At 69.2% G+C, this 16614-nt stretch carries 14 protein-coding genes and 1 pseudogene; 5 read left to right on the forward strand and 10 right to left on the reverse strand.

Annotation, left to right across the window (positions count from 1 at the left end):
- From GWK61_RS42390 to GWK61_RS42405, 4 genes are all read right to left on the reverse strand, one after another.
- On the reverse strand, positions 1–218 hold a 218-nt coding region (locus GWK61_RS42390), incomplete at its 3' end, for a PfkB family carbohydrate kinase (RefSeq protein ID WP_323748007.1).
- A gap of 68 nt (positions 219–286) precedes the next feature.
- Positions 287–1072, reverse strand: a complete 786-nt coding sequence (locus tag GWK61_RS42395; RefSeq protein ID WP_323748008.1) for an ATP-binding cassette domain-containing protein — start codon at positions 1070–1072, stop codon at positions 287–289.
- A gap of 104 nt (positions 1073–1176) precedes the next feature.
- Positions 1177–2115: an ABC transporter permease gene (locus GWK61_RS42400; RefSeq protein ID WP_369125655.1), complete on the reverse strand. Its 939-nt coding sequence runs from the start codon at positions 2113–2115 to the stop codon at positions 1177–1179.
- A gap of 136 nt (positions 2116–2251) precedes the next feature.
- Positions 2252–3301, reverse strand: coding sequence for a substrate-binding domain-containing protein (locus tag GWK61_RS42405; RefSeq protein WP_369125656.1), 1050 nt, complete (start codon positions 3299–3301; stop codon positions 2252–2254).
- Between the two features lie 274 nt (positions 3302–3575).
- On the opposite strand from GWK61_RS42405, the gene GWK61_RS42410 reads away from it, so the two are divergent.
- Positions 3576–4610: a LacI family DNA-binding transcriptional regulator gene (locus GWK61_RS42410; RefSeq protein WP_323748010.1), complete on the forward strand. Its 1035-nt coding sequence runs from the start codon at positions 3576–3578 to the stop codon at positions 4608–4610.
- Positions 4611–4733: 123 nt separating this feature from the next.
- Here the strand turns inward: GWK61_RS42410 and arfA are convergent, their stop codons facing one another.
- From arfA to GWK61_RS42430, 4 genes are read right to left on the reverse strand one after another with little or no spacing between them, the layout of a single operon-like run.
- Complete coding sequence (arfA, locus tag GWK61_RS42415; protein WP_194917647.1) at positions 4734–6233, reverse strand: arabinosylfuranosidase ArfA; 1500 nt, start codon at positions 6231–6233, stop codon at positions 4734–4736.
- Between the two features lie 4 nt (positions 6234–6237).
- A complete protein-coding gene (locus tag GWK61_RS42420; RefSeq protein ID WP_194917649.1) occupies positions 6238–7137 on the reverse strand; it encodes a carbohydrate ABC transporter permease in 900 nt (299 codons plus the stop codon).
- A complete protein-coding gene (locus GWK61_RS42425) occupies positions 7137–8159 on the reverse strand; it encodes a carbohydrate ABC transporter permease (protein WP_194917650.1) in 1023 nt (340 codons plus the stop codon). Before GWK61_RS42425 ends, GWK61_RS42420 begins: the two co-directional genes overlap by 1 nt.
- 11 nt (positions 8160–8170) lie before the next feature.
- Positions 8171–9487 (reverse strand): extracellular solute-binding protein, encoded by a 1317-nt coding sequence (locus GWK61_RS42430; protein ID WP_194917653.1) that lies wholly within the window; start codon positions 9485–9487, stop codon positions 8171–8173.
- Between the two features lie 175 nt (positions 9488–9662).
- Here GWK61_RS42430 and GWK61_RS42435 point away from each other — a divergent pair, with 175 nt between their 5' ends.
- Both GWK61_RS42435 and GWK61_RS42440 read left to right on the forward strand, forming a co-directional pair.
- Entirely contained in the window at positions 9663–10664 is a 1002-nt protein-coding gene (locus GWK61_RS42435; protein ID WP_194917654.1) for a LacI family DNA-binding transcriptional regulator, read from the forward strand.
- A 49-nt stretch (positions 10665–10713) separates the two neighbouring features.
- Positions 10714–13146, forward strand: a complete 2433-nt coding sequence (locus GWK61_RS42440) for a beta-glucosidase family protein (RefSeq protein WP_194917656.1) — start codon at positions 10714–10716, stop codon at positions 13144–13146.
- A gap of 151 nt (positions 13147–13297) precedes the next feature.
- Here GWK61_RS42440 and GWK61_RS42445 read toward each other — a convergent pair whose 3' ends face one another.
- Positions 13298–13915, reverse strand: coding sequence for an expansin EXLX1 family cellulose-binding protein (locus tag GWK61_RS42445; RefSeq protein ID WP_228563850.1), 618 nt, complete (start codon positions 13913–13915; stop codon positions 13298–13300).
- Positions 13916–13997: 82 nt separating this feature from the next.
- Positions 13998–14174 (reverse strand): hypothetical protein, encoded by a 177-nt coding sequence (locus tag GWK61_RS57520; RefSeq protein ID WP_228563851.1) that lies wholly within the window; start codon positions 14172–14174, stop codon positions 13998–14000.
- A 311-nt stretch (positions 14175–14485) separates the two neighbouring features.
- Between GWK61_RS57520 and GWK61_RS42450 the strand changes: the two genes are divergently transcribed.
- Entirely contained in the window at positions 14486–15925 is a 1440-nt protein-coding gene (locus GWK61_RS42450; RefSeq protein WP_194917658.1) for a condensation domain-containing protein, read from the forward strand.
- A pseudogene (locus GWK61_RS57525) lies at positions 15918–16490 on the forward strand (glycoside hydrolase family 99-like domain-containing protein). The gene GWK61_RS42450 and the pseudogene GWK61_RS57525 overlap by 8 nt, the downstream one beginning before the upstream one ends.
- Positions 16491–16614 lie beyond the last annotated feature (124 nt).

Raw genomic sequence — 16614 nt, forward strand, 5'->3', positions numbered from 1 at the left:
ATATCGACCCCCGCCTCGGCGAGCCGCCGGCGCATGATCCGCCCCGGCGGATCCCCCGAGACGCGCGCCGCCATCCGGACCGGCACGCCGAGCCGCGCCAGGCCCACAGCCACGTTCGCCGGCGAACCGCCCGGCACGCCTTGGTACAAATCCTGAACATCAGTACGTCCCCCCGATCCCCCAACCGGGATCAGGTCGATCAGCGCCTCGCCGACCACAGCTATCGCAGCGCCAGCGCCAGCGCCAACAACACCAGCAGCAGCGACGGCGCCCGGTTCCCTAACCATCACCCGGCCACCAAGTTGCCAGGAGCCGCGCCCGTCATGATCGCAACCGCATCCGACATCTCGATCTCCCCCGGCCGCACCACCGCCACGCGCCGTCCCAGCCGCTGGACGTGCACCCGATCCGCGACACCGAACACCGCCGGCATATCGTGGCTGATCAACACCACCGGCAGCCCGCGTTCCCGAACCTGGCGAATCAGGTCCAGCACCATCCCCGTCTCCTTGACCCCCAACGCGGCCGTCGGCTCGTCCATGATGACCACGTGCCGCGCGAACGCAGCGCTCCGCGCCACCGCCACGCCCTGCCGCTGGCCCCCGGACAACGTCTCCACGGCCTGCCTCATCGACCGGATCCCGATCTTCAGCTCGGCCATATGCCCGGCGGCCTCGCTCTGCATCCGGTCCCGATCGAGCATGCGGAACACCGTGCCGAGCACACCCCTGCGCCGCTTCTCACGCCCCAGGAACAGATTCGAGGCGATGTCCAGCGCCGGGGCGACCGCAAGGTCCTGATACACGGTCTCGATCCCGGCCCGGCGCGCGTCGGCCGGACCGTGGAAGCGCACGGCCTTGCCGTCCAGCAGCAGCTCGCCGGAATCCGGCGTGAGCGCGCCGGACAGGGCCTTGATGAGGCTGGACTTGCCGGCGCCGTTGTCGCCGATCACCGCCAGGATCTCCCCCGGCAGCAGCTCGAAGTCGCAGCCGTCCAAAGCGGTGACGTGGCCGTAGCGCTTCACCAGACCCCGAGCTTGCAGCACGGGCTCCACGGACTCCACGGACTGCACAGCCGCCGATCCACCCAACTCAGAGGACGTATCAGAGGACGTATTCGAAGGCTTGTCAGAGGGCTTACCAGAAGGAGTATCAGAACCCTTTGTCATCTCCGCGGTCACTTGCGCCTCCTGCGAGCGAGCTGGTCCACCGCCACGGCCGCGATGACCAGGATGCCGGTGATGAGGATCTGGTACACCGAGTCGACCCCGGTCAGCTGCAAGCCATTGCGGATCACCCCGACCAGGAGCGCCCCGTACAGCGCGCCGACGATCGAACCGCGTCCGCCGAACAGGCTGATGCCGCCGAGCACCACCGCGGTGATCGAGTCGAGGTTCTCGGTCTGCCCGGCCTGCGGGTCGCCGACCCCGGTCCGCGCGACCAGCAGCAGCGCCGCGATGCCATACAGCGCCCCGGCGATCGCGTACACCGTGATCAGCTGGCGCCGGACGTCCACCCCGGCCAGCCGCACCGCGTCCGCGTTGTCGCCGACCGCGTACAGGTGGCGCCCGGCCGCCGTGTGCCGCAGCACATACCAGGCCACCGCGAACAGCGCCAGCATCAGCACCGAGCCATACGTGACCCGCGTCTGCCCGAGCGGGAACGTGTCGCCGAGCTTGGTCAGCACCGTCGGCAACCCGGTGACGGTCTGCTCCTTCGACGTGATGTGCGTCAGCGCCATCGCGATGTTCAGCGTCCCCAGCGTGACGATGAACGGCGGCAGCTTGGCCAGCGTCACCAGCGAGCCGTTGACCGCGCCGAACAGCGCGCAGACCCCGATCCCGGCGGCGATCGCGAGCCAGGGCGACAGGCCCCCGGCGACCGCGAGCTTGGTCATGACGATGGACCCGAACGCCATCACGGCGCCGTTGGACAGGTCGATCCCGGCGGTGAGGATGATCGCGGACTGGCCGACGGCCAGCGTCCCGACCACCATCACCTGCTGGAGGATCAGCGACAGGTTGCCCCCGGTCAGGAACCGGTCGGAGGCGAAGGAGAAGTACAGGCAGGCCAGCAGTAGGGCGCCGAGCGGGCCGAGGGTCGGGACCCGGAGCAGGGCACCGACCCTGCTCCCGGCCGCCTCGGCCGCGCCGGACGCGCCGGCCGCGCCGGCCCCGTCGGCCCCGTCAACCGGCCGCGCCGCAGAACCAGCACGTTCGTCGGTCGTGGTACTCACAGAACTCATCCCCGCCTCACGATCCCCAGCAGTTGGACTGGCCGAAGGCGGTGTCCTTGGAGTCGACGCCCGCGATCGGCGACGGCGCGATCAGGTCCACACCGGTGTCGGTGTACCCGCTGGGCTTCTTACCGGTCTTGGCGAAGTTCATGACGGCGTCCACCCCGAGCGAGGCCATCTTCAGCGGGAACTGCATCGAGTCGGCGACGAACTGGCCCTGGGCCAGGGCACCGACCCCGGTGCAGGACCCGTCGATGGTCACGATGGTCACCGACTTGTCCTTGCCGGCAGCCTTGAGCGCCTGGTAGGCGCCCATCGCGGCGGGCTCGTTGATGGTGTAGACGAGGTTGATGTCAGGGGCCTTCTGCAGGCAGTTCTCCATCGCGGTCTGTCCCTTGGCCTGGTCACCGCCGGTGTCTGCCTCGCACACGATCGACGGGTCGCCCTCGGCGATCCCGAAGCCGGCCAGGAAACCGTTGTGCCGCTGCACGCCGACGTCCACGCCGGGCGTCAGGTCCAGCATCGCGATCTTCACCGGCTTGCCGGCCAGCTTCGCCTTGGCGAACTGGCCGATCAGCTTGCCGGCGGCCGTGTTGTCCGTGGCGAACAGCGCGTCGGCGGAGTTCTGCGGGTCCGGCGGGGTGTCCAGGGCGATCACCACGACGCCCTGCTGGCGCGCCCGGTCCAGGGTCGGCGCGATCGCCTTGGGGTCGCTCGGGGTGATCAGGATGCCCTTGACGCCCGCCGCGATCATGTTCTGGACCGCGGTGACCTGGCCGGAGTTGTCGCCGTCGTAGGCACCGGCCGCGGTCAGCAGCTTGACGCCGTCCTTGGCGGCCTCGGCCTGCGCGCCCTTCTTCATGGTGACGAAGTAGGGGTTGGTCTCGGTCTTGGTGATCAGGCCGACGGAGATCGAGCCGGAGCCGCCGGAGCCGGAGCCGGAACCTGAGCCGGAACCAGAGCTCGACGAAGCGCTGGAGCCGCAGGCGGTCAGGCCGGCGGCGAGACCGGTGGCGACCGCGAGCGCGGTTATCGCTTTGGAAGTGAGCCGCGATGACATGGGGATGCTCCTTGTTCGGATGGGGTTTCGGATCGGTTTCGGGACCTGCTGTTGTGCGGTGGGCAACGCTGCGTCCGGCCGTGTGGGTAGGGCTGACCTGCGCGTTCCCGGCGAGGAGCCGTGGGGAAACGTTTCCAGTCGATATCTGGAAACGTTTCCTTGGAAACGTTTCCTGGTACCGTAGGGCTGATGTGACGCGCTGTCCAGGGGTAGGCGAGAATCGAAGTCGATCGTGACTGTTCCGTTTCCGACACCGCCGTCGGCAAGGCAAGGGGGAACCGTGGCCGAAGACCGTCGGCAGGCCGGGGCCGGGCGCGGCGTCACCATGCGGGACGTGGCTGAGCGCGCCGGCGTGGGCCTGGCCACCGTCTCGCGGGTGGTCAACGGCACCTCGGCGGTGACCCCGGAACTCGCGGACAAGGTGCGCGAGGCGGCCCGCGACCTCGGCTACCGCCACGACGCCACGGCCAGCAGCCTGCGCCGCGCCGACCGGCGGACCGACACGGTCGCGCTGGTCCTGGAGGACGTCGCGAACCCCTTCTCCTCGGCCTTGCAGCGCGCGATCACCGACGCCGCCTCCGAACGCGGTGTCCTGGTGCTGTCCGGAAGCAGCGACGAGAACCCGATCCGCGAGCGGGACCTGGTCGAGACGTTTACCGCGCGCCGCGCCGACGGCCTGATCGTGGTCCCCACCGGCCGCGCGGACGACGCCCTGCGCGCCGCACAGAGCTTCGGCACGCCGCTGGTGGCGGTGGACCGGATGGTCGAGCTGGCCGGCGTCGACACCGTCACGGTCGACAACCGGGAGGGCACCGCGGCCGCCGCCGAACGGCTGCGCGCCGCCGGGCACCGCCGAGTCGCGTACTTCGGCGACCAGCCGAGCATCTGGACGGCCGGCGAACGCCTCGCAGGGTTCTTCGACGTCTTCCCGCAGACCCCGGCCGGCCCGGTCTGCCGCGGCCTGACCAGCGTCGAGCAGGCCGAGCAGACAGCTCGCGAAGCGCTGGCCGCCCCGGAGCCGCCGACCGCATTCGTGTCCGGTCAGAACCTGATCACCATCGGCATCCGCCGCGCGTTGCAGGAGGCCGGGTTGGAGCACCGGATCGCGCTGGTCGGGTTCGACGACTTCCCGCTGGCGGACCTGCTGACCCCGGGGGTGTCGGTCATCGCGCAGGATCCGGCGCAGCTGGGGCGCGAAGCCGCGAGCCTGCTGTTCGCGCGGCTCGACGGGTACGAGGGACCGGCCCGCCACACGATCGTGCCGACGCGCTACATCGCGCGGGGCTCCGGTGAGATCCCGGCTCCTGCGGGCTGAGCCGCCCCACGCATCAGAGCGCTGCTTTCACCAGCTAGCCTTCACCCCGCCGCGGTGCGGGTGCTCCGGCGAGCTCGCAGGCCAGGGCGGCAGCCAACCCTCGCCAGGGCATTTGAGCCCACCTCACCGCAGCGCGATCGCCGTCCACGACACCGGCGGCAGCTCGATGCTGAGCACTCCGTCGACAAGCATCGCGCTCAGGTTCGCGTTCGGGACCACCCGCTGCGGCTCGGCAAGGGTGTTCTTCGCGTAGACGTCCGCATCGGCAAGCGTGACCGCCTCGATGACGCGCGCCGACCCAAGACTGCGCACGTCAACCGTAATCTGCGCAGCCTGCGCCAAGTCGCGATTGACCAAGAACACCGCGGCCCGGTCCTCATCCACGGTCGCGACAGCGTCGATGACCGACGCCTCCCCGTGCCGCGCCGTAGCATACGTCGGCGCCTCGATCAGGGGCCTGATAACCTCGCCGGCGGCGAGCCTGCTGGTGATCGAGAAGGGGTAGAACGTGGTCTGCCGCCACGCCGGCCCGCCGGGCTCGGTCATGATCGGCGCGATCACATTCACCAGCTGCGCCAACGAAGCCGAGGCGACGCGGTCGCTGCGTTTGAGCAACGTCATCAGCAGGTTCCCGACCACGACCGCGTCCGCCACGGTGTAGACGTCCTCCAGCTGCCGAGGAGCATGCCGCCACTCGTCGTTGACCTCCTGCGACTCCTGGTGCTCCTTGAGATACCAGACGTTCCACTCGTCGAAGGAGACGCCGATCTTCTTGCTGGAGCGCTTCTTGTAGCCGACATGATCGGCGGTCGCAACGACTGTGTCGATGAAGTAGTCCATATCGATCGCCGAGGCGAGGAAGGAGCCGAGATCGCCGTCGTGTACCTGGTAGTAGGCATGACACGAGATGTAATCGACGTGCTCGTAGCTGTGCTCGAGGACCGTGCGCTCCCAGTCCCCGAACGTCGGCATCCCCGACCCGGACGAACCGCAGACGACGAGTTCCAGCTCCTTGTCAGCCATCTTCATCGCCGCGGCAGTGCGGGCAGCGACCTTCCCGTAGTCCTCCGCGGTCATGAATCCGGTCTGCCACGGTCCGTCCATCTCGTTGCCGAGACACCAGATGCACACGTCGTGCGGCTCAGGCGTGCCGTTGGCGACGCGCAGGTCCGACAGCGCCGTGCCGGACGGATGGTTGGCGTACTCCAACAGGTCCAGAGCCGGCAGGATGCCGCGCGTGGCGACGTTGACCGCCAGCATCAGCTCCGAGTCGGTGAGCTTGAGCCACCTGGCAAACTCGTCCAAACCGACCTGGTTCGACTCCAGCGAGTGCCACGCGAGGTCGCGGCGTACCGGGCGTTTCTCGCGCGGGCCGACCGAGTCCTCCCAGCGGAAGCCGGAGACGAAGTTGCCGCCCGGATACCTGATCGTCGTGCTGCCCAACTCCCGGACGAGGTCCACGACGTCCATCCGGAACCCGTCCTCGTTCGCGCTCGGGTGCTCCGGCTCATAGATCCCGGTGTAGACGCAGCGGCCGAGGTGCTCGACGAACGAACCGAACGTGCGGCGCCGCACAGGAGCGATGACGGCCTGTTTGTCGAGCGTGATGTGTGCGCGGGGCAAGGCCTCATCCCTTCACGGCGCCGGTGAGACCGCCGACGATCCGCTTCTGGAAGATGGAGAAGAAGACCAGCGCGGGCAGCATCGCCAGCGACGTGAACGCGAGCACCTTCGCAGTGTCCTGCGAGTACTGCGAGGAGAACGCCTGGACGCCGAGCGGCAGCGTGAAGTTCGCCTGAGAGTTGAGGATGTACAACGGCAGGACGTAGTTGTTCCAGCTGCCGATGAACGCCAGGATCCCGACCGTCACCACACCCGGCAGCGACAGCGGCATCACCATCCGGAAGAAGAACCCGAGCCGGCCGGCCCCGTCGATCGTCGCGGCCTCCTCGATCTCCTTGGGGATGGCGCGCAGGAACGGCACCAGGATGATGACGGTCGTCGGCAGCCCGAACGCGATCTCCGGGATGATCACGCCGGCCAGATTGTCGACCAGGCCGAGATCCTTGATGACGATGTACAGCGGCGTGATCGCGATAACCAGCGGGAACATCAGGCCGGCGGCGAACAGGGAGTACATCGCGCCCTTGAGCTTGAAGTCGTACCGCGCGAGTACGAAGCTCACCATCAGCCCGAGGATCACGATGCCGACGGTACTGACGAGGGCGACGACGGCGGAGTTCGCGAACTCTCCCCAGAACGTGTTCGACTTCAGCACGTTGGAGTAGTTGCTGAAGACCCAGGGGTGCGGCAGGCCGGCCGGGCTGGTGGTGATCTGCGCGTTGGTGCGGAAACCGCCGAGCACGATGTAGAGCACCGGCGCGACGCAGACCGCGATGAACACCAACGCGACGAAGTAGACGGCGGGACTGCCCCACTTCGCCGGCTTGTCCCGATCGCCGCGCCGTCTGCCGGGGGCCTTCGACTTCGCGGCCGAGCCGAGCCAGTCGGCGGTCCGCGTGCTCATCAGCTGACTCCTTCGGTGATGGCGCCCCGCAGGTCCCGGCGCAGGACGAAGCGCTGGTAGATCAGCGCGACGACGAGCGTGATCAGGAACATCACGACGGCGACGGCGCTGCCGTACCCGTAGTTCCCCGCGGACCGGCCCTGGGCGACCATGTAGATCGCCATGGTCGAGGTGCCCGCGGTGCCCGAGACGTACTGGCCCCAGATGATGTAGACGAGGTCGAACAGCTGCAGCGAGCCGATGATCGACAGGAAGGCCCAGATCCGGATCGTCGGCCCCAGCAGCGGCAGCGTGATGCGGCGCTGCATCTGCCAGTAGGAGGCGCCGTCGATCTGCGCGGCCTCGAAGAGCTCGTCGGGGATCGACTGTAGGCCGGCGAGCATCAGGATCACCGCGAAGCCGATGTACTTCCACGAGATGATGGCCATCAGCGTCCAGATCGCGAGCTTCGGATCCGCGATCCAGTCCTTCTGCAGCGAGCCCAGGCCGATGTGTTTCAGCAGGTCGTTGACCGCGCCGGTGCTCTGCAGCATCAGCGACCAGCCGGTCCCGACGATGACCTCGGAGATGACGTAGGGCACGAAGATCAGGATCCTGATGACCGTGCGGCCGCGGATCCGCTGGTTGAGCAGGATCGCCAGGAAGATCGCCAGCGGCCCCTGGATGACCAGCGAGAGCGCCAGGATCAGGAAGCTGTGCCACAGCACCTGCTGAAACGCCGGGTCGGTGAAGATCAGCCGGTAGTTGTTCAGGCCGACCCAGTCGGTCGCCGCCCCGTAGCCCTGCCACCTGTAGAAGCCATAGTACGCGGCGAGCACGACCGGGAAGATCACGAACGCCACGAAGACCAGGATCGGCGGTCCGGACAGGAGCGCGATCTCCAGTCGCATCCGGCCGCGGCCACGGCGGCGGCGCGCGGCCGCGGCCGGAGCCGGGGGCGGCGGTGTGTCCGCGCCCCCGACCTCGGTCGAGTGCTTCCAGTGGCGCTCGAGGCCCGTGTCGGTACCCACGGTGTCGCTCATCGTCTGCGTACTCAGCCTCTCGCGGCGGCGCTGTTGGTGGCCGAGACGATGTTGGCGGCGCTGCCCTGGCCGGCCATCAGCGAGACCACGGCGGTGTTCATGGCGTTGCCGACGTTCTGCCCGAACTGCGTGTCAAGGTATTGCATCGCATAGCCGGCCTTGCTGAACGCCTGCAGGGTCGAGACGTTGTACGGGTCGGTGACCGCGTCCTGGGCCGCGGGGTTCACCGGGATCGCGTCGAAGGCCTTGGCGTAGGCCTCCTGCTCGGCCTTGGTCGCCAGGAACTCCAGGAATTCAAAGGCCTCCTTCGGCGCCTTCTTGGACACCGAGTAGCCGTCGGCGCCGCCCATGATCGCGGTCGGGTCGCCTTGGCCGCCGGCCACCGCGGGGAACGGGAACCAGCCCAGGTCCGGCAGCGGCTTCTGGTCCGGGGTCAGGCTGGCGATCACGCCGGGGTCCCAGTTGCCCATCAGCTCCATGCCCGCCTTGTGGTTCGCGAGCAGGCCGGCCGACGAGCCGGCGCCCTGCTGCGCCGAGGTCGTCAGGAAGCCCTTCTGGAAGGGGCTGGTCTTCAGGAACGCGGCCACGTCGTCGCCGGCCTTCGTCCAGCACGGATCGCTGAACTTCAACGACTTGGCGGTGCTGGTCATCGTGGCCTGGCTGCACTCGCGCAGGGCGAAGTTGTAGTACCAGTGCGCGGCCGGCCAGGCGTCCTTGGCGCCGACCGCGATCGGCGCGACGTTGATCGCCTTGAGCTTGGTGACGTCGGCCTCCAGCTCGTCGATCGTCGTCGGCGCCGAGGCGATTCCGGCCTGCTGGAACAGGGTCTTGCTGTAGTAAAAGCCCTCCGGCTGGGTGTCCATCGGCACCGCGTAGACCGTGCCGTCGATCGACTCTGCCGCCAGCGCCGCCGCGCCGATGTTCGCCTTGTCGGCGGCGGTGAGGTTCAGCGTCTGGAGCTGGCCGGCGGTGACCATCGCCTGCATCTTGCCGCCGCCGCGCTGCAGGAAGATGTCCGGCGCGGAGTTGGAGTTCAGGGCGGTCTGGAGCTTGCCGTCCATGTCCTCGTTCTGGATCGTCTGGACGTTGATCGTGACGTTCGGGTGCAGCGTGTGGTAGTCCTTCGCGGCGGTCAGGAAGAACTGCTGACCCGGGCCGGTCGTCGAGTTCTGCCAGATCGTCAGCTTGACCTGGCCGCCGCCGGAACCGCTGCCGCCGCTGCCGCCGCTTCCTCCGCTGTTGCTGCTGCCGCCGGCACAGCCGGCCGCGGCCAGTGCCGCGCTCAGGCCGACCAGGCCGGCCATCACGGTGCGTGTTTTCCTCGTCACTGTGGAAACTCCCTGTCCGTCGTCATGGTCACACCTGGCCCCGGGGCAACGGGGGCGATGGGATTTGTGAGAGCTCCGGGGACGCCGGGTCCCCAGGGGATGGCGATGAGTTTGCGCGCACGTTTCCGTCGTGTCAATCGTTGTCGATAACGTTTTCTATCGCTAACGTGGCGGCGTGCAGCAACCCAGAGTCACCATCAGGGACGTCGCCGAACAGGCCGGCGTCTCGGTCGCCACCGTGTCCAAGGTCATCAACCAGCGCTACGGCGTGGCCGCGGACACCACGGCGCGCGTCCAGGCGGTCATCGACGAACTCGGCTACGAGGCGAGCCTGGTCGCGCAGAGTCTGCGCAACCACCGCACGAACGTGATCGGCATCCTGGTCGCAGACCTGGAACCTTTCAGCACCGAGCTGCTCAAGGGCGCGGCGGACGCGATCCGCGGCAGCGGCTTCGAGCTGGTCGTCTACAGCGCCGGCGGACGCACCGGCGACGTGGTGGGCTGGGAGCGGCGCTACCTCTCGCGTGTGTCGGGCACCCTGGTGGACGGCGCGGTACTGGTCACCCCCACCGTCGTGGACGTGAACTACGGCGCACCCGTCGTCGCGGTCGATCCGCACGCCGGCTCCTCCAGCTTCCCGACGGTGGACGCGGACAGCCTGCGCGGCGCGCACCTGGCGACCGAGCACCTGCTGGCCCTCGGGCACCGGCGGATCGCGATGCTGACCGGCCGCAAGGATCTGGAGTCCGCGAAGCTGCGCGAGCAGGGCTATCGCGAGGCGCTGGCGGCGGCCGGCGTGCCGTTCGACGAATCGCTGGTCCGGGTCGGCGGCTACGACGCGGAGGTGTCGGCACTCGCGGCCCACGAACTGCTGACCCTGCCGCAGCCTCCGACTGCGGTGTTCGCCGCCAACGACGTCACGGCGATCGCCACCATCGAGGTGGCCCGGGACCTGGGGCTGCGGGTGCCCGCGGACCTGTCGGTCGTCGGCTTCGACAACATCCCCGAATCCGCGCTCTGCACCCCGCAGCTGACCACCGTCAACCAGCCCATCCGCACGATGGGCGAGCGCGCGGTGGAGATGCTGATCCGCCTGATCCGCGGGGAGCCCGTGGAACGCACGCACCTGACGCTGGCCACGGAGTTGGTCGTGCGCGGGTCCACCGCCCCGGCCTGATGGATTCCCCTTTCGCACCAAGATGCTCCCGGACTAAGGAAAGCCGCACATGGCTATAGAAAACACCGCTGTCGTCGAACTCTGGCGCGACTCCGCCGCCCCGGCCGCCGACCGGATCAAAGACCTGATACCGCGCATGTCGGTGCGGGAGAAGGTGGCGCAGCTGTACGGGGTCTGGGTCGGCGCCGACGCCACCTCGGGGCAGGTCGCGCCGTTCCAGCATTCGTCGGAGGCGCCGGCCGCGGACTGGTCCGACATGCTGCGCGACGGCGTCGGACAGCTGACCCGGCCCTTCGGCACCGCGCCGGTGGACCCGGTGACCGGGGCGCGCGCGGTGGCCAACACCCAGCGGGATCTCGCCAAGGCGGGCTTGGGGATCCCGGCTCTGGTGCACGAGGAGTGCTTGACCGGTCTTGGAGCTTGGCAGGCCACTGTCTATCCGGCGCCGCTGTGCTGGGGCGCGAGTTTCGACCCGGAGTTGGTGCGGCAGGTCGGCGAACGGATCGGCACCACGATGCGGCGGCTCGGCGTGCACCAGGGGTTGGCGCCGGTGTTGGACGTCGCGCGGGACCTGCGTTGGGGGCGGGTCGAGGAGACCATCGCGGAGGATCCGTACCTGGTTGGGACGCTCGGCGCGGCGTACGTTCAGGGCCTTGAATCCACCGGCATCATCGCGACCCTGAAGCACTTCGCCGGTTACAGCGCCTCGCGCGCGGGGCGCAATCTCGCCCCGGTGTCGATCGGTCCGCGGGAGTTGGCGGACGTGATCCTGCCTCCGTTCGAGATGGCGCTGCATGCCGGGGCACGCTCGGTGATGAACTCCTACGCTGACAACGACGGCCTGCCGGTTGCCGCCGACCCGGCCCTGCTCACCGACCTGCTGCGTGGAACATACGGCTTCAGCGGGACGGTGGTCTCGGACTACTTCTCAGTGGTCTTCCTACAACGCCTGCACCGCACCGCGGGCTCCAAGGGGCAGGCCGCCGCGCAGGCTCTGGCCGCCGGCATCGACGTAGAGCTGCCGACCCTGGACTGCTTCGGCGATCCGCTGATCGCCGCGCTGGAGGCCGGCGAGGCGGACATGGCGCTGGTGGACCGCGCGCTGGAGCGGGTGCTGCTGCAGAAATGCGAACTCGGACTGCTCGACGCGGACTGGTCGCCCGAACCGCCGATCCTCGACGAGGAAGACCCGCGGCTCGACGACGCGGAGTCCCGGGCGCTGGCCGGACGGTTGGCACGGCGCGCGATAGTCCTGCTGCGCAACGAGAACGGCGCGCTGCCGCTGGCTCCGGGAAGGCGTGTGGCGGTCGTCGGACCGCGTGCGCACGTCGCGGACGCAGTCTTCGGCTGCTACTCGTTCCCGCGGCACATCGGCGTGCACCACCCCGACCTCGCGCTGGGCATCGAGTCGCGCACGGTTCTTGAGGCACTGCAAGCCAATCCGGCCGGATATCAGGTCACTTACGCGCAGGGCTGCCCGGTCCCCGACACCGTGAGTTCTGTTCGGTTGCGTGCCGAGCGCGCGGCTGCGGACGGCACGGCGATGGCCGAGGTCGCGAGCATCACCGACGACGAGGCTGTGCGGGACTTCGGCGACCGGCAGATCGCTGAGGCGGTCGCGGCGGCGCGCTCGGCGGAGGTGTGTGTCGCAGTGCTCGGCGACGTCTCGGGCCTGTTCGGCAACGGGACCTCCGGCGAGGGCTGCGACGCCTCCGACCTGCGGCTGCCCGGTCGGCAGGGCGAGCTGCTGGAGGCGCTGCTGGAGACCGGGACGCCTGTCGTCCTGGTGCTGCTGGTCGGCCGTCCGTACGAGCTGTCCCGGTACGCCGACCGGCTCGCGGCCATCGTCTGCGGCTTCCTGCCCGGCGAGGAGGGCGCGAACGCGTTGGCGGACGTGCTGTCCGGACGCGTTGAGCCGGCCGGGCGGCTGCCGGTGGGGTTCCCGGCCGAGGGGGCGAATCAGCCCTCGACGTACCTCACGGCCACGCTCGGCCTGCGCAGCGACGTGAGCACCGTGGACCCGACGCCGTTGTACCCCTTCGGCCACGGTCTTTCGTACAACCCGGCGGTCTGGACGGAGACTGTGCTTCCCGAGGGCCACACCTGGCCGACGGACGGCACGCTACGGCTCGCGGTGACCCTGCGAAACGACGGCACGACGGCCACCAGCGAAGTGGTCCAGGTCTATCTGCACGATCCGCAGGCCGAGGTGGCGCGTCCCGTGCAGCAGCTGATCGCCGCGCCTCGGGTCGACCTGGCACCCGGCACGACCCGCACGGTGACCATCGACCTGCCGGCCGACGCCACCTCCTACACCGGCCGCGCCGGACACCGGATCGTCGAGCCGGGTGAGGTCGAACTCTGGATCGGCGCCTCCAGCCGGGACATCCGCGCCCGACTCGCCGCCCGCCTGGTCGGGCCGCCCCGCCAGGTCGGCTTCGACCGTGCGTTCCAGCCGGAAGTGCGTGTCGTCGAGGGCTGACAGGGTCTTCGTACGCTGCGATACGAATCGATTCGACGACATCGTTCGACGACGTCAGGAGAAGGCATGCCGCGCGCTAAAGCGCCGCCCCTCGAACTCCGCCGGGCCGGGACGGTCGCCCGGCCCGGCGGACCCCACGACTCCACCCCGCTTAGTGCTGCGCGAACTGGACCTGAGCCGGCTGGATCACGTCCGGTTCGACGGGGAAGGCACTCGTCGTCAGCTGCTCCCCGAAGATGTCGGTGATCCTGATCGCCTTGCCGCAGCCGGTGCCGCTCGCCGACAGGAAGTAGTTGTAACTGGCGCGCGGCAGCTGCTGCCATCCACTGCCGGTGCTGACCTCCAGGCGCGCGACGGGATTGCGTTCGCCGATGACCTGGATGCCGCACCAGTACTGGCTTGAGCCGGCCTTGTAGCGGATGGAGATGTTGCCACTGCTGCCGGGGCTGATCAGCTGCCAGGTGATCGGGATCCGTCCCGCCTTGGGGTCGGCGATCTTGGCGAAGGCCTGCTGGCTGAGGTCGAGTTGGCCGGGGGCGCAGGGGTAGGGGCACTCGTTGGTGATCAGGACGGTGACCGTGGCGCCGTTGGCGGCGTGGACCAGGATGTGGGCTCCGCAGGCTTGGGAGTTCTGGTAGTCGAGCTCGTTCATCGCGGCGATCATCATGTCGGCGGCGGGACCGAACAGGCAGGCGCCGTTGCCGTCGGCGGCGGCGTATTCCGTGGCGACGCCTTGGTAGGAGACGCCCGGCTGGATCCGGCCGGCCAAAGATGCCGGTGATCCGCTCGTGGAGGCGCTGTGGGCGGGAGTGGCAGAGGTCTGCGACGTTGTGGAGGTGCCCGTGGGTGACTTATGCGCCGAGGTGGGGCTTGTGGATGAAGCTGCCGTGGTCCCAGTCGGCGTCGACGCCACTGCGGACGTCGGGGTGCTCGTCGGCCCGGCGCTCGTTGAAGTCCCGGACGTACCGGGCGTCGTTGCGCCGGTCGCGGCAAGGCTGGGGTCCGCCTTGTGCTGCGAGGACGAACACGCAGCCAGGCTGGCTATGAGTCCTGCGACCACGAGCAACGCCGCGGCGGCGGATATCGGCAGCCATTTTTTGCGCGGCGTGTGGTGCGGCGTGGTCGGATGCGTGGCCTTCACAGGCTCCCCTTCGAGCGATCGGATACCTTGCGCCAGTCATGTGGTCCGGGCGGGCCGAAAGGTTGCCGTGAAACTTTCACCGTTCGCGGCACCAGGCTCGGAGGTCACGGCGCCGCAGTCGTACGCGGCTTGCATGGTACGCGCCGGGGCCCTTAGGTGAGAACGGAATCCGCGTGCCGCCTGGAGGGGAGACCGGGTGTGGCTGTCACTGTGCAGGAGATTCCGGTGGCGTTCGAGGGGGACGGCTCCGGGGTGGGCGAGCTGACGTGGGGACAGCTCGGCATCTGGCGCCGGACGCAGCAGACCGGCCGGACGATGAACCTGGTCGTGGCCGTGCCGATGGCGGACGGCACGCCGGTGGCGGAGCTGGTCGGGATGCTGCGCTTCCTGGTCGGGCGGCATCCGGCGCTGCGCACGCGGCTGCGGTTCGTGCCGGATGCGGACGGAGGGCGGCGGCCGATGCAGGTCGTCGCGGGCTCGGGGTCGGTGCCGCTGCAGGTCGTCGAGATCGGGGACGACGACGATGCCGCTGCCGCTGCCGTCGTGGACGAGCTGCGATCGCAGTACGAGCTGGAGTTCTTCGACTACGAACACGAGTTCCCGGTGCGGATGGCCGTCGTCACCCGATCCGAGTCAGCGGCGCACCTGGTGATCGGCTACAGCCACGTCTTCGTGGACGGCGCCGCGATCCGCGCGCTGTCCCGGGATCTGGAGCACTTCGACCGGTCCGGCGGGGCAGCCGGGTCGGCGACAGCCCCGCCGCTTACGTCGCCCAACGCTCTGGAAGTGGCACAGGCACAGGCCACGGCTGCGGGACGTCGGCAGAGCACCCGCGCCGTCCGGCACTGGGCCGCCCAACTAGACCGGCTGACCGACTGGCCGACCCCTGACGAGCCGCAAGAACAGGAACCGCGCCATTGGGAGCTGGTCGGCTACTCCCCCGCCATGGAGCTGGCGATGCGCGCGGTCGCGGCCCGCACCGGCGCCGGCACGACGCACGTGCTGCTGGCCGCGTATGCGGTGGCGGTGAGCCGGGTGTTCGGGCGGGATCCGGGCGTGGCGCAGATCGTGGTCGGCAACCGGTTCCGGCCGGGTTTCGCCGAGTTGGTCTCGCAGGTGTCGCAGCACGGGATCTGCGTGGTCGACGTCGCCGGCGCCGAGTTCGACGAGGTCGTAGCACGGGCGGAGAAGGCGGTGACAGGGGCCTGTTTCGCGGGGTACTACGACCCGGTCGAGTGCGACGCGCTGCTGGAAGCGGCTGCTGCTAGTCGTGGACGCGCGCTGGATATCACGTGGCATCTCAACGACCGACGCGACAAGACCGGCGCGGGAGAAGGCGACGGCATTGCGCCCGAGGTGTGGGACGTGGCCCGGGTACTGCCGCTGAGCAGGTGGTACTGGGACCGCAAAACCCCGGTCTTCGACGGCTCCCTGTTCATCCAGGTCGACTCCGAACCCTTGGTGCCCTCACGGCATGTTCCGGATGCGCCACCTGCCGTCCACCTGGAGATCTGGACCGACACCCGGGCTTTCGCACTGCGGCAGGTCGAGGCGCTGGCCCTGGAGATGGAGGCGGTCGTGGTGGCCGCCGCGCTCGGCGTCGCACCCGGCCAGCATGAGGTGCTGGCGCATGGCTGACGGGGCTGATGGCGGCTCTCCCCTGGAGGTCGTGGCCTTCTTCCTCCCCCAGTTCCACCCGATCCCGGAGAACGACCGCTGGTGGGGCCCCGGCTTCACCGAGTGGACGCACGCCGCGGCGGCGCGTCCCCTGTTCGACGGCCACCTCCAGCCGCGCCTACCCGCCGACCTGGGGTTCTACGACCTCCGCGTGCCCGAGACCCGCCGGGCTCAGTGAGCGCTCGCCGCCGAGTACGGCGTGACCGCGCTGTGCTACTGGCACTACTGGTTCGGCGGCGTGCGACTGCTGGAGCGCCCTGAAACGGACCTCCTCAAGGACCAGGACCTGCCGCACCGCTACTGCCTGGCATGGGCGAACCAGTCCTGGACCGGCGTCTGGCACGGCCGCGGCGACGAGGTGCTGCAGCGACAGGACTATCCGGGCGAAGCCGACGACATCGAGCACTTCAAGTGCCTACTCCCGCACTTCACAGACTCGCGCTACCTGACCATCGACGGCCGCCCGGTCTTCTACCTCTTCCGCCCCGACGACATCCCCGACCTCCCCCGCCTGGCGGCACTCTAGCGCCGCATGGCCACCGACGCAGGCCTGCCAGGCCTGTACCTGATCGGCGACGCCGACGGCGCCTGGGTACACGACGTGGACAGCAACTGGACGCAGCGGTGTTCAACCCCGCACCACCCCCGGC

Source organism: Catenulispora rubra, from assembly GCF_015356825.1.
GTDB lineage: Bacteria > Actinomycetota > Actinomycetes > Streptomycetales > Catenulisporaceae > Catenulispora > Catenulispora rubra.